This window comes from Thiocystis violascens DSM 198 (assembly GCF_000227745.2).
Lineage (GTDB): Bacteria > Pseudomonadota > Gammaproteobacteria > Chromatiales > Chromatiaceae > Chromatium > Chromatium violascens.
This window is the reverse complement of sequence record NC_018012.1, coordinates 685,698-699,186: the sequence shown is the minus strand read 5'-3', so window position 1 is coordinate 699,186 and position 13,489 is coordinate 685,698. Positions and strand designations below refer to the sequence as shown.

General features: G+C 63.4%; 9 protein-coding genes. 6 read left to right on the top strand and 3 right to left on the bottom strand.

Features of this window, described 5'->3' with window-relative positions; all coding sequences use genetic code 11:
* Window positions 1-108 precede the first annotated feature (108 nt).
* From THIVI_RS03185 to THIVI_RS03175, 3 genes are read left to right on the top strand one after another with little or no spacing between them, the layout of a single operon-like run.
* Window positions 109-1,062, top strand: coding sequence for an ABC transporter ATP-binding protein (locus THIVI_RS03185; RefSeq protein ID WP_014777202.1), 954 nt, complete (start codon window positions 109-111; stop codon window positions 1,060-1,062).
* Window positions 1,055-3,973 carry a Gldg family protein gene (locus THIVI_RS03180; RefSeq protein WP_014777201.1) on the top strand — a complete coding sequence of 973 codons (2,919 nt, stop codon included), beginning with the start codon at window positions 1,055-1,057 and terminating at the stop codon, window positions 3,971-3,973. Before THIVI_RS03185 ends, THIVI_RS03180 begins: the two co-directional genes overlap by 8 nt.
* Entirely contained in the window at window positions 3,970-5,007 is a 1,038-nt protein-coding gene (locus THIVI_RS03175; RefSeq protein WP_014777200.1) for a DUF4340 domain-containing protein, read from the top strand. Before THIVI_RS03180 ends, THIVI_RS03175 begins: the two co-directional genes overlap by 4 nt.
* Before the next feature lie 35 nt (window positions 5,008-5,042).
* Here THIVI_RS03175 and THIVI_RS03170 read toward each other — a convergent pair whose 3' ends face one another.
* Together THIVI_RS03170 and THIVI_RS03165 are read right to left on the bottom strand one after the other, a co-directional pair.
* A complete protein-coding gene (locus tag THIVI_RS03170) occupies window positions 5,043-6,275 on the bottom strand; it encodes an EAL and HDOD domain-containing protein (RefSeq protein ID WP_014777199.1) in 1,233 nt (410 codons plus the stop codon).
* Entirely contained in the window at window positions 6,276-6,629 is a 354-nt protein-coding gene (locus tag THIVI_RS03165; protein WP_014777198.1) for an Hpt domain-containing protein, read from the bottom strand.
* A gap of 146 nt (window positions 6,630-6,775) precedes the next feature.
* Between THIVI_RS03165 and THIVI_RS03160 the strand changes: the two genes are divergently transcribed.
* Together THIVI_RS03160 and THIVI_RS03155 are read left to right on the top strand one after the other, a co-directional pair.
* Window positions 6,776-8,905: a putative bifunctional diguanylate cyclase/phosphodiesterase gene (locus THIVI_RS03160; RefSeq protein ID WP_014777197.1), complete on the top strand. Its 2,130-nt coding sequence runs from the start codon at window positions 6,776-6,778 to the stop codon at window positions 8,903-8,905.
* Window positions 8,902-10,974: a response regulator gene (locus THIVI_RS03155; RefSeq protein ID WP_014777196.1), complete on the top strand. Its 2,073-nt coding sequence runs from the start codon at window positions 8,902-8,904 to the stop codon at window positions 10,972-10,974. The genes THIVI_RS03160 and THIVI_RS03155 overlap by 4 nt, the downstream gene beginning before the upstream one ends.
* 252 nt (window positions 10,975-11,226) lie before the next feature.
* Here the strand turns inward: THIVI_RS03155 and THIVI_RS03150 are convergent, their stop codons facing one another.
* Window positions 11,227-12,369 (bottom strand): response regulator, encoded by a 1,143-nt coding sequence (locus tag THIVI_RS03150; protein ID WP_245537363.1) that lies wholly within the window; start codon window positions 12,367-12,369, stop codon window positions 11,227-11,229.
* Between the two features lie 250 nt (window positions 12,370-12,619).
* On the opposite strand from THIVI_RS03150, the gene THIVI_RS03145 reads away from it, so the two are divergent.
* The gene (locus tag THIVI_RS03145; RefSeq protein WP_245537362.1) at window positions 12,620-13,459 is read left to right on the top strand and encodes a transporter substrate-binding domain-containing protein; all 840 of its coding nucleotides are present in this window, start codon (window positions 12,620-12,622) and stop codon (window positions 13,457-13,459) included.
* Window positions 13,460-13,489 lie beyond the last annotated feature (30 nt).

The window sequence follows — 13,489 nt, the reverse complement described above, 5'->3', positions numbered from 1 at the left end:
GATTAAAAATCGCCTCTTGCGCGATCTCCCGATCTTGGATCAAATCCGCGCCCAAGCGGTCTATCCGACTTGCCTCAGACTTCCCAGCGAACGAAGGAGTTGCCCCCAATGATCGAGGTTCGCGAGCTTTGTCGCCAGTACGGCGAACTCAAGGCGGTCCAGGACGTCTCGTTCGACATCGGTCACGGCGAGATCGTCGGTCTGCTCGGCCATAACGGAGCCGGCAAGACCACCATCATGAAGATGCTCACCGGCTATCTCGAACCGAGCGCCGGGACGATCCGCGTCGACGGACTGGATATCGCCAAACAGCGTCGCGCCATCCAGCGGCGCATTGGTTATCTGCCCGAAAACTGTCCGCTCTACCCCGAAATGACGGTGCTGGATTACCTGGATTATCAGGCATCGCTGCACGGACTCGCCCCGCCCCGCCGCGCGACCGCGATCCGCCGCGCCGTGGAGCGCACCGAACTCGGCGCCAAGGCGACCGCCATCATCGGCACCCTGTCGCGCGGCTACCGCCAGCGGGTCGGCGTGGCCCAGGCGATCCTGCACGAGCCGGTCATCCTCATCCTGGACGAGCCGACCAACGGGCTCGATCCATCCCAGATCCAGCACATGCGCGGTCTCGTGCGCGAACTGTCCGCCGACGCGACCCTGATCATCTCGACTCATGTGCTACAGGAGGTCGAGGCGGTCTGCGGGCGGGTGCTCATCATGCGCGGCGGACGGCTGGCGCTTGATAGCCGCCTGAACGCCATCGGACGCCAGCCGCGGTTGCTCGTCACGCTCGACCGCGCGCCAGCGGAGGCGGAACCCCTGCTGTCCGGAGTGGCCGGAATCGCTGGAGCGGCCATGCTGGATCAGGATGGCGATCTGCGCCGCTATGCGCTGGAGACGACCGATCCGCGCGCCACCGCCCCGGCGGTTGTCGAGGCGGTCAGTCGGCAACGCTGGCCGTTGTTTGGGCTGGAGACCGAGCGCCAGGATCTGGAGGCACTGTTCGGCGCCGTCACCCTGGAAACGCGCAACCTGGAACCGGCGGAGGCCACCCATGTCTGAAATTCTGCGTGTCGCCCGCCGTGAACTCGCGGCCTTTTTCGGTTCCCCGGTCGCCTATCTTTTCATCGGCACCTTTCTGGCGGTGTCGCTCTTCGTCTTCTTCTGGGTCGACGCCTTTTTCGCCCGCAACATCGCCGATGTGCGTCCATTGTTCGAGTGGATGCCGATCCTGCTGATCTTCCTCTGCGCGGCGCTCACCATGCGTCTGTGGAGCGAGGAGCGGCGGGCCGGGACGCTGGAGACGCTGCTGACCCTGCCGGTGACCACGCCCCGACTGGTGCTTGGCAAATTCCTCGCCGCGCTGGGTCTGGTGAGCGTGTCGCTGGCCCTCACGCTGCCCCTGCCGCTCACCGTCGCGCTGCTCGGGCCACTCGACTGGGGGCCGGTCCTCGGCGCCTATCTGGCGACCCTGCTGCTCGCCGCGGCCTATCTGTCGATCGGTCTCTTCGTCTCGTCGCGCACCGACAACCCCATCGTGGCGCTCATCGGCGCCACACTCGTCTCCGCGTTCCTCTATCTGATCGGCTCGCCGGCACTCACCGCGCTGGTCGGTCATGGCGGCGGCGAGTTGCTGCGGCTCATCGGCAGCGGCGCGCGCTTCGAGTCGATCACCCGTGGCGTTCTCGACCTGCGGGATCTTTACTATTACCTCAGTCTCGTCGGCGTCTTTCTGACCCTGACGGTCTACAGCCTGGAGCGTCTGCGCTGGGCCGAACACGGCGCCAATCCGCGTCACCATCGCCGCTGGATTCTGATCACGGCGCTCACCGTCGCCAATCTGGCCGCCGCCAATCTTTGGCTGCATCCGGTCTCCGCGATCCGCGCCGATCTCACCGAGGGGCGGCTCTACAGTCTCTCCGAAGCAACCCGAACCTATCTCGACCAGCTCCAGGAGCCGCTGCTGATCCGCGGCTATTTCAGCGCCCAGACGCATCCCTTGCTGGCCCCGCTGGTGCCGCAGTTGCGCGACCTGCTGAAAGAGCTGGAGATCGCGGGCCAGGGCCGGGTACGGGTGGAATTCGTCGATCCGCAGCAGTCCCCGGAGTTGGAGCGGGAGGCCGGCGAGCAATACGGCATCCGCCCGGTCGCCTTCCAGACCGAGACCAAATATCAGGCGTCGGTGGTCAACTCCTATTTCGATTTGCTGGTGAAATACGGCGATCAATTCGAGACCCTGGGTTTTCAGGATCTGATCGAGGTCAAGGTGCGGAGCGAATCCGATCTGGACGTGCGTCTGCGCAACCCCGAGTACGACCTGACCCGTACCATCAAGAAGGTGCTCTACGGTTATCGGGGTGGCGGCGATCTTTTCGCCAGTCACTCCAGCCCGCTGCACTTCCAGGGTTTCATCTCGGATGCGGCGGCGCTGCCCGAGCCGCTGCCGGCACTGCGCCGGGAACTGGAAGCGCTGCTGGGCGAACTGGCCGCGACATCCGCCGGACGCTTCAGCTTCGAGATCGCGGACCCGGCGGCCGGCGACGGGTCGCTGGCAAAAAGCATCCAGGAGCAGTTCGGTTTTGAACCGCTATTGACCAGTCTGCTGGATCCGACCCCCTTCTATTTCTACATGGTGCTCCAGTCCGACGACCGGGCCACGCCGATTCCGATTCCGCCCCCCGAATCGCTCGACCGCGCCGGACTGAGCCGCGCCATCGAGGCGGCGATCAAGCGTTTTGCCCCCGGCATGCTGAGAACGCTAGCCCTCTACACGCCCTCCCCCGCCCCCCAGGACTTCGGGATGGGCATGAGCGCCGGGAATGAGTACGGCCTGCTGCAAGAGAGCCTGCGGGAAAACTTCAGCCTGCGCGAAACGGATCTGACCTCCGGACAGGTTCCCGAGGACACGGATCTGCTGCTGGTCATCGGGCCGGAGGATCTCGACGAAAAACAGCAGTTCGCCATCGATCAGTTTCTGATGCAGGGCGGCACGGCGATCCTGGCGGCTTCCAGTTTCCACGTCGACCTGACCGGCGGCTCGATCGCGGCGCGCCGCGCGGCCACCGGGCTGGATGACTGGCTCGCGCATCAGGGGCTGCATCTGGAACCGACGCTGGTTCTCGATCCTCAAAATACCCCTTTCCCGATCCCGGTCCAACGCGACCTTGGCGGCTTCGTCGTCCAGGAGATCCAGACGCTCGACTATCCTTACTTCCCGGACGTGCGCGCGGACGGACTCGCCGAAACGTCTGGAATCACGTCCAATCTGGGCCAGATCACCCTGAACTGGTCCTCTCCGATCCGCGTCGACGCCGACCGCAACGCCGAGCGCCAGGTCATCGAGTTGATCCAGAGTTCCGCCGGGGCCTGGACCAGCGATTCGGACGACATGCAGCCTGACTTCGAGCAGCATGGCCCGCTCGGCTTCGCGCGCGGCGACGATCAGGGGCGCAAGCTGCTGGCGGTGGCGGTCGAGGGGCGTTTCCAGTCGCCCTTCGCGGGCCGGCCCTCGCCGCTTCTCGCCCGGGAGGAGGACGGCGCAGCGGCGGATTCATCCATCCCCGATGAGTCGGAAGAGACGGAAAAATCCCAGCCGGTGTTTTCCGGCGTCGTGGAATCGTCACCGCCCTCGGCGCGGCTGATCCTGATCGGCTCGTCGAGTTTTCTCACCGATACCGCGATCAGTCTGGCGGGCGAGGCGACCCAGAGCCGCTATCTCAAGCCCATCGAGTTGATCCAGAACGCGGTGGACTGGTCGCTTGAGGATCGCGGACTGCTGACCCTGCGCGGACGCGGCCAATTCAGCCGGCTGCTCGAACCCATCGGACAGCAGAGGCGTCTCTTCTGGGAATCGCTCAACTATCTGCTGGCCCTGGGCGGACTGGCCCTGGTCTTTTGGCTGTATCGACGACTGCGCGCACGCCGCGAACAAGGCTACGCGGCCATTCTGAGCAACGGAGGAACCTCGTCATGACCTCGCCGAACACGACCGCCCCCCGCCCGGATTCCGGCTGGGCGCCCGATCTGCGTTCGCCGCTGGTGATCGCGCTGGCCCTGCTGCTGGGTCTGCAACTGTTTCTCGCGCTCGGGCTCAGCCTGAGAGCGCCGGGAATGGCTGCCCTGACCGCCCAGACGCCCCTGCTCGACTTCGCCCCGGATGACGTGACCGCTATCCGCATCGAAGGCGCGGACGGCGGCGTGACGCTTCGCCGCGCGCCGGAGGAAACCTGGGTGCTCGCCGATCTGGCCGATTTTCCGGTCGCGCCGTCCAGGGTCGATCCCTTGCTCGCGCAACTCGCCGACCTGAAGCGCCCGCTGCCCATCGCCACCAGCGAGGAGGCGCGCAAGCGCTTCAAGCTAGCGGACGACGGCTTCGAGCGCCGCCTGACGCTGGAGGGAAAAGACGGGCCGCTCGCGACCTTGCTGCTCGGCGACTCGCCCGGTTTCCGGCGGCTCTTCGCCCGACCGGCGGACGATCCAGGGGTCTACGAACTGAGTCTGGCGCTATCCGACCTGTCCGCGCGTCGCGACGACTGGCTCGATACCGGGCTTCTGCGTTTGGATCGGGAGCGGATCGCGCGCATCGCCAGCCAGGATTGGGCCTTAGTCAAGGACGGGGACGTGTGGCGCTTGGAGAACAGCGAACAACCGGTCGACCAGAGCACCGCCAATGCGCTGGTCACGCGGCTAGCCAATCTCGGCTATCGCGGCGTGCTCGGCACCGAGGACGCCCCCGCCTACCGGCAGCAAGCACCAAAGCTGGTGCTCGACCTCGGGCTCACCGATGGCACCGCACGGAGCTACCGCATTTCGCAAGCCGAAAACAGCGAGGACTATGTGCTGAAGGACGTGGAAAAGCCCTATTTCTTCAAGCTCTCCGCCTTCGATCTGGACGGCGTGCTCGATCTGGATCCGGCCAAATTGACGCTAAAACCCGCGTCGCCGGACACGTCATCCGCGGATACACCGCCGCCGTCCGCGCCGACCGTGGAGACGGAACAGCCCTAGCGAAACCGAAGGATGCCGCGCGCCGAGACTCGCCGCTATAACTCGCTCAAGCGATCCCTGGCCCAGGCGATCGATTCGAGATAGAGGCGCGAAAGCGCTTCCGGGGAGACATCCAGTTCGTCGGGCAAGGGATTGTCCGTGTGCTCGAAGGCGTCGATGACCTCCAGCACGAGGGCCATCTGCCCTTCCCGGTTGAGCAGCGCGGCGGTCATCTCCGGGCTCAGATGAATCTGGCGCAGAATCTCGGCCAGCGGGACGCCGAAGAGCCGGTCGATGCCCGAGAGCAGGCCGAGCGTGAAAAAGCGCTCGGCATCTTCCTGGCGTCCGCACGCCGGCGCCAGCAGTTCGCTCATACGCGCCCGGATCAAGGCCAGTTCCATGGCCTGCGGATTGCCGGATGCCGCGCGCAGCGAGAGCAGCAACGCCCATTGGCCGATGAGTTTCCGACCCAGCAGCAGCAGCGCCTGACGGATCGACTCGATCGGCGCGGGCCGGCGAAAACGCGCGCTATTGACCAGCTTCAGCATCTCGATGCTCAAGGCCGCGTCGCTGGTCACCAGCCGCTCCAGCTCGTCCAGCGTACTGTCCGCCCGCTGCAGGATCTCCAGCAGACGCAACAGCGCCAGCGCGCCGCCACCCATGCGGTGACCCTCGACCACGTTGGGATAGGAGAGAAAAAAGCCCTGGAAATAGGTGAAACCCAAGCGCCTGGCAAGCTGGTACTCGGCCTCCGTCTCGACCTTTTCAGCCAACAACCCGACCCCCAGTGACACGCAATCCCTGGCTTGCCGCGCCAGGGTCGTGCGATCCAGCCCGCGGACATCGATCCTGACGATCGCGGCAACCTCGCGCGCCACGGCCGGGTCGGTCAGCAAGTGTCGAGCGTCCATGACCAAGCGGAATCCCCGCGCCGCGAGCGCGCGCGCCACGCCCACGCTGTCAGGGTCAAGCGGGCGATCCCGAAAAATTTCGAGCGCGGTCTGTCCGGCGGGCAAGGCCGCGAGCAGATCGCTGTCAAGAAAACGACGAGGCAAGGTAATGAAGGCAAGGCGGTCGCCCACCAGATTCTCGACGCCGATATCGACGAAGATGCTACGCAAGAGGTCGGAGGTCGTGGAGTCCTCGTCGCTGTCCGGATGGCTCGTTCCTGGAGCGGGTGCCGAATGACCGCCGCGAAACAGCAGTTCGAAGCCAACGATCGATCCACCGGCATCGAAAATCGGCTGCCGGCCCACGAAGACCGGCTGCGTGTTCGATGGCAAAGCCATTCAGGATTCCGCGCTCGCGTAGCCGCGTTCGCTCAGTTCGGCGACCGTCTGGCGGGCAAGCTCCGGCAGCGTCGTCATGACCGAAGAGGTCATGTCCGCATCCCCCTCGCGGGCATGACGTTCCAACGCCGCCGCCGTCTCGGAAAGTGCGATCGCGCCCAGATTGCCCGCGCCGCCCTTGAGAGAATGGGCAATGCGGGCGATCTCGGCGAAATTCGTCTGCTCCAGCTGCGTATCGAGAGCGGTTAACTGATGACCAAGCTGCTCGACGAAACTGTCCGTGATCGAGCGCAGATCCTCGTCTCCCAAGATTTCAAGCAACTCATCCAATACATCAGTATCCAAATAGGTCATTCGGACCCCCAGTCCTGTTCGCGGCAGATCGTTCGCGCAAGCGGCATCTTCAATCTCAAGCGCTTCCTTGAGAGGTTGCGGTTGATTATAGTGCCGCTAGGCATCCGATTTAACCGGTAAATTGGCTCGACGGGCGGAGACATAGAGTGGGCGATCACGAAGACAGGCAGGACCATCGCGATCTCTTGCTGATCGTCGACGATGATACACCGACCCGCCGGTTACTTCGTGGTGTCCTTGACCGCCAGGGATTTCGAGTGAGCGAGGCGGCGGATGGCGCGGAGGCCGTCGAACTGTTCGAGCGAGAACGCCCCGCGCTGGTGCTGCTCGATGTCATGATGCCGGTCATGGATGGTTTCGAGGCCTGCGCGCGCATGCGCGGGCTCGACCAGAGCGAAGGGACGCCGCTGATCATGCTCACCGGCGCCGACGACATCAAGGCCATCGACAAAGCCTTCAGCGCCGGCGCCACTGATTTCATCACCAAACCGATCAACTGGACCCTGCTCACCCAGCGCGTCCGCTACGCCCTGCGGGCCGGTCGGCTCGGCCGCGAGGTACGTCAGAACCGTCTCCGCCAGGCAGCGACTCGACGGATCGCCAAGCTGGCGTTTTGGGAATGGCGCCTCACCGACGATTCGCTCCACTGGTCCGACGATCTGGAGGCGGTCATCGGCGTCTCCAGCCAGGCGATGAGCCAGGTGGAGGATTTTTACGCGGCACTCCATCCGGAAGACCGCGGACGCGCCCAACGTCTGATGAATCTGTTCCGTCAGTCCAAGGGACAGATCGAGATGGAACTGAGAATGGGCGCGGCTGGACAGGATCGGCTGGTGCGCATGGTCGGCGAGCGGGGCGTCCAGGGCAGCGATAACGATCTGGTGCTCGGCGCCTTGCAGGATGTGACCGACCTGCGTCACACCGAGGCCCTGGTGGATTATCTGGCCCTGCACGACGAACTGACCGATCTCGCCAATCGCCGGCTGTTCCTGCGCCGGATCGGCGAAACCCTGGAAGAATTGAAGGCGGGTTCGGACGAGATCCTGCTCGTGGGCTGGATCGATATCGCGCGCTTTCATCGCCACAACGATGCCTTGGGCGAAGCGGGCGGGGATCTGCTGCTGACCCGGCTGGCGCGGCGTCTGCGCGAACTGGTCGCCAAGCAGGACGCGGTCGCCAGGGTCGGCGGCGACGAGTTCGCCCTGATGCTGCGCGCCCCGCGGATGGCCGAGGCGGTCGATCGTTTCGAATCCATTCTGCTGCATCTACGGCGGCCTTTCCATGTCGATCAAGGCGAAACGATTTTGACCTTTTCCTCGGGTGTCGCCTGCTTTCCCGAGCATGGAATCGATGCCAACCAGTTGCTGCTGCTGGCACAGGACGCGCAACGGCTGGCACAGAGTCAGGCTCGGCCGATCCTCGTGGCAACCCCCAACGCCGCATCGAAATCGCGCTTCATCGAAGCCCTGGAGGTTGAACGTGCATTGCACGCCGCGCTGGAGAGACAGGAATTCTTTCTGGTCTATCAGCCGCAGATGGATCTGCGCACCGGCACCATCGTCGGGGTCGAGTCGCTCCTGCGCTGGCGGCATCCGACCTGGGGCCTGGTTCCGCCAACCCGCTTCATCACCCAGTTGGAGAGTCTCGGATTGATTTCGGCGGTCGGACAGTGGGTGCTTGAAGAAGCCTGCCGTCAGTCCAGACGCTGGGAGCAGGCCGGGCTGAATCTGCGCGTCGGCATCAATCTTTCGCCACGACAGTTTCTGGAACCGGACTTGTTCGCCAGGATCCAGCAGGCCATCCGGACTAGCGGAGCCAGTCCTGCCCGGATCGAGCTGGAGATTACCGAAAGTCTCGCCATGCAGGATCCGGCCAATGCGATCGCGCTCCTGGGGCGGTTGCGGGAGGCGGGCATCAAAATCGCCATCGACGATTTCGGCATCGGTCATTCCTCCCTGGAATATCTGCTGCGCTTTCCGATCGACGCCATCAAGATCGACCGTGCCTTTGTCTCCAATATCACCTGTGTCCAGGCGGATCGGGTGATCGTGCGCGCAGTGACCGCGATTGGCCAGACCATGGGCCTGAGCGTCATCGCGGAGGGGGTCGAAACCCTGCGCCAATGCGACTTTGTCGATGCGTTGGGAGTCAGCGAAATCCAGGGATATCTGATCGGAAAACCGATGGAGCCGGAACGCATCGAATCGCTCCTGGAAACATTTGTTCGCCCCGGATCCGCAACGCACGAACACGTTGACCGCTCAACCGCCTCATGAGTGTGTCCGCCGAAACCGCGCTGCTCTACGAACTCGCGCTCGCCATCGGCGACAGCACGGAACTGGAGCCGATGCTGCGCCGGTTTCTGGTGGACATGCTGCGACTCCTCGACGGCAGCGGCGGCGCCATCCTACAGATGCAAGGTCAGGAGGACGCCGACACCGATCCGATCGTCTGCATGCTCCCCCGTAACCTGGCCCGACATCCCTGTTACAGCGCCTTCTGGAAGCACTGGTCGCCGACGACCCTCTATGAAGCGCTGGCCCAGCAGCCAGACGAATTGCCCCTAATCTCCCTTCAGGATGGCTGCGCCGTGCATGCCTTCCGTCTGACCGATTTCGGTCTTCTGATCTTTCTCCGCCGCTGCGACGCCGGGGTCTTGCCGAGCCATGTTCAACTTGCCTTTGCCCCTCTGGCGCGCAAACTGGCCAACGCCTCCCGGGCCTGTCTGTTCGAGGGGCAGATGCGCCGGGCCGAAGCGGAGATGCGCCGGGCGCTGGACAGCGCGGAGGCGGCGAACGCGGCGAAAAGTCAGTTCATCGCCAACATGAGCCATGAAATCCGCACCCCAATGAACGGCATCCTGGGCATGACCGAGCTGGCCCTGGACACCGAGCTGACCCCGACCCAGCGCGATTATCTCAACATCGTCAAGTCATCGGCCGAAACGCTGCTGACCATCCTGAACGACATCCTCGATTTCGCCAGGCTCGATGCCGGCAAGATGCACATCGAAGCAATCCCCTTCGATCTGTCGGAGCTGGTCGCCGAGACCCTCAAGGCGATCGGCATGCGTGCCCGGAACAAGGGTCTGGAACTGGTCTGCGATCTGCCCGCCGACCTCCCCCGGCAAAGCCTGGGCGATCCGGGGCGTCTCCGTCAGGTGCTGATGAATCTCTGCGATAACGCCATCAAATTCACTCCGACGGGCGAAATCGAGGTCAAGGTACGGTCTAGCCCCAATCGGGATCCGCGGCTGGACGACATCCAGATCACCGTTCGCGATACCGGCATCGGGATTCCCGCCGCAAAACTCGCGGAGATTTTCGAGGCATTCAGTCAGGCCGATGCCACCATCACCCGCCAGTTCGGCGGCACCGGATTGGGTCTGAGCATCAGCGCCCGTCTGCTCGAACTCATGGGCGGACAGATCCGGGTCGAAAGCCGCGAGGGTCAGGGCAGCGCCTTTCATCTGACCCTGCCGCTCGCCCGCATCGAACCTTCCGCGTCTTCCCCGCCGCCGTCGCCGTGGCGGCACAAGCGCGCGCTCGTCGTCGACGACCATCCGATCAATCGCGAAACCCTGGCTGGCTGGCTGCGTCACTGGGGGTTGACGACCCTGGAGGCCGGCAGCGGACAGGAGGCGCTCGCACTGGCCAGAAGCGGCCAGTCCAGTCGCACGCCTTTCGATCTTCTGCTGCTCGATGCCCGCATGCCCGACATGGACGGCCTGGAACTGGCCGCCCGACTCGTTGCGGAAGGCTTGATCGCTCAAGGCCGGATGGTCATGCTCTCGTGCGGCGGAAGCCCCGGCAATGCGCAACGCGGCCAGGATCTTGGAATCGCGGCCACGCTGACCAAACCCGCCACGCCACGCGAACTCATCGAAACCCTGACCCGTCTTCTCGACCCCATGGTCTCCGCCGCGTCACCGCCGCCGCAAACCCCGCCGCCGCAAGACGAGCGGCAGGGCGCGCGGATCCTGTTGGTCGAGGACAACCCGATCAATCAAAAGCTCGCCCGTAAGCTGCTCGAACGATGGGGTCATGAAGTAACCCTTGCCGAGAATGGCAAAATCGCCGTCGACCTCTTCGAGCCATCCGCCTTCGACCTCGTGCTCATGGACATGCAGATGCCGGTCATGGACGGCATCGAGGCGACCCGTCGGATTCGCGACAAGGAGCGGGGATCCGCGCGCACCCCTATCGTCGCCATGACCGCCAACGTCATGGCCAGCGACCGGGCACGTTGTCTGGAGGCCGGCATGGACGAACATCTCCCCAAACCGCTCCGGCCTAAACATCTCGAAGAGATGATCTCGCGGTTCACGGAAGCCCGATTGAGTTAGGGGCAAGGGGCAAGGGGCAAGGGGCAAGGGGCAAGGGGCAAGGGGCAAGGGGCAAGGGGCAAGGGGCAGGATAAGGCGATTTTTGGAAAAGCTCATACCAGATTGCATCCGTGACATTGAATCCGTTCGTGGTGAGCTTGTCGAACCATGAACGGGTTCAATGTCAGCATCGGAGCGAAGATCTTCCGGAAATCGCCTTACCTTGCCCTTGCCCCTTGCCCCTTGCCCCTATTATTCCGCTGGCCGATAGCCTTACACCTGGCTTTCAGTCAGACCGACGCGAGCCAGTAAACGCGGCAACTCCCGATGAGGATCGCCCATCAACAGCAAGCCGGCGATGCGCATCACGACGGAATCGATCCTGACCGTTCCCGTCGGCAGCAGATAGGCGGAGCCGATGCGTCCGCGGATGGTGTTGGGGATGTTCCATTGGGTCTTGATCCGATTCCCGGCCTGGCTCGAATGCGTCTTCAGGACCGACGCGCAGACGCTGTCATCGATCACGTTCCCCAGATCGATCCATGACTGCATGAGTTGCAGCAGGGAGAGCTCGCCGACCCGCAAGAGCATGCAGGCAGACCGGCAGGCAGGGAGATCGAAGGTCGCGTTCGCGCCGAGCTTCGTGACGATTTCGGCCAGCGACAGAGAATCGCGGTGGAATTGCACCCGCCGGGTCTTGAGAAAATCCGCTTTCAGTTCGCTTCCCGGATGCAGCGACATCTCCACGGCGAGATTGATGAAACCAGCCAGGCCAACCTGATGGATGGCCCCCTCGAAGGTTTCGACCGAGTCCCTGCCTTGAATGTACTGTCCGCTATTGACCAGACTCAACACGCGAAAGACCAGCGCGGGATGAAACTGACATTGGCGCAATAATTTGGTTCTTGCTCCCGCGTCCAGCTCGCGAATCCCCTCGATCGCGCCAGCCAGCTCAGGGTCGATCGGCAACCCGAGGATACCCTGCGTCATTTGATACCCGACGAAATCCTCAATGGAGTCAACGGGCGCCTGCTGCTGCGCATCCGCGCTCGGCAGCGCCATAATCTCGGACAGACGCGCCATCACCTGCTTCGCGGCGAACGGCTTGACGATAAAGGCGTCGACCTGATGGGTGCGGGCCGCGAGAATCACCTCACGGTCGGCGTTGCCTGAAATCATCACGCAAACCGTCTTTGTTTCGGATCGTCGAATCTGTTTCAAAACGTCGATGCCGCTCATCCCCGGCAGCCCCCAATCGAGCAGCACCAGATCCGCGCCAGCGCTTTTCCATTGATCGAGCGCCGACAGCGCATCGGACGCGAGCACCACGGACGCCCTCGGCCACAGCCGCTTGACCAGTTGCACCAGCAATGCGCCCGTTGACGCATCGTCCTCGACGACCATCACGCGAATCACGAATCGCCCCCAGGGTTCAATTGTTTCATTATCAACTCATGATCATCATCCCAGACTTCACGGATTTTGACCAAACCCACGAAGAGGTTTAATTTGCTCATCGTCCTGGTTCCCGCCGCGCGCCGATGGAAATCAGCCCATTCCCCGCCAGCCATTTTTCCAGGCTCGCCCGGATTTCCGATGCAACTCTTCGAGGACGAACATGACCAGTGTGAACCGCTCGTTTTTAGCCGGATTGTTATTGATTGCGATGGCGTTCCCAACCTGGGCGGCCGATCTGAAGGACATCCAGGAACGGGGCGAATTACGTCATCTCGGCATCCGTTACGCCAATTTCGTCACCGGCGCGGGGGATGGCTTCGACGTGGAATTGATCCAGGGCTTTGCCCGGGAGATCGGCGTCGACTATACCCTCGTCTATTCGGATTTTTATAATGTGATCCGCGACCTCCTCGGCAAGGACGTGGTCCGCCAGGGCGACGCGGTCACGCTGGAAGGCGACTACCCCGTGAAAGGCGACATGATCGCCACGGGGTTCACTGTCCTGCCCTGGCGCGAGGCGGTCTTACTGTATTCCGAACCCACCTTTCCCTCCCAGGTGCTGCTGGTCGCCCGCTCCAACTCCAATTTCACCCCGATCAAGGGCAGCGACGACCTCGCCGAGGACATTGGCGAGACCAAGTCGCTCATCGGCAAAAACAGTCTGCTGGTGATGGAGCGCACCTGCCTGGACCCCGGAAATTATGGACTGAAAGGATCGGGGATCGATCTCAAGTCCTATACCAAGAGCACCAATCTGAACGAAATGGTCCCCGCCCTGCTCAACGAGGAAGCGGAACTGACCCTGCTCGACGTGCCCGACGCCATCCTCGACCTGCGCAAATGGGCCGGTCGGATCAAGGTCATCGGCCCGATTTCCGAACATCAGGAGTTGGCCGCCGCCTTCCCCAAGGACGCGCCCGAGTTGCGGGCCGCGTTCGACGCGTACCTGGTCAAGATCAAGGCCGATGGCCTCTACGATCAACTGGTCGACAAATATTACCCCGGCATTCGCCGTTATTTCCCTGACTTTTTCGCCCGCCAGGATTGAGGCCAAGCCCTGTTCATCCGCGGACGGATC

Coding starts and splice junctions, on each gene's coding strand:
- THIVI_RS03185 (WP_014777202.1), top strand. CDS start 109: ATGATCGAGGTTCGCGAGCTTTGTCGCCAGTACGGCGAACTCAAGGCG.
- THIVI_RS03180 (WP_014777201.1), top strand. CDS start 1,055: ATGTCTGAAATTCTGCGTGTCGCCCGCCGTGAACTCGCGGCCTTTTTC.
- THIVI_RS03175 (WP_014777200.1), top strand. CDS start 3,970: ATGACCTCGCCGAACACGACCGCCCCCCGCCCGGATTCCGGCTGGGCG.
- THIVI_RS03170 (WP_014777199.1), bottom strand. CDS start 6,275: ATGGCTTTGCCATCGAACACGCAGCCGGTCTTCGTGGGCCGGCAGCCG.
- THIVI_RS03165 (WP_014777198.1), bottom strand. CDS start 6,629: ATGACCTATTTGGATACTGATGTATTGGATGAGTTGCTTGAAATCTTG.
- THIVI_RS03155 (WP_014777196.1), top strand. CDS start 8,902: ATGAGTGTGTCCGCCGAAACCGCGCTGCTCTACGAACTCGCGCTCGCC.
- THIVI_RS03145 (WP_245537362.1), top strand. CDS start 12,620: ATGGCGTTCCCAACCTGGGCGGCCGATCTGAAGGACATCCAGGAACGG.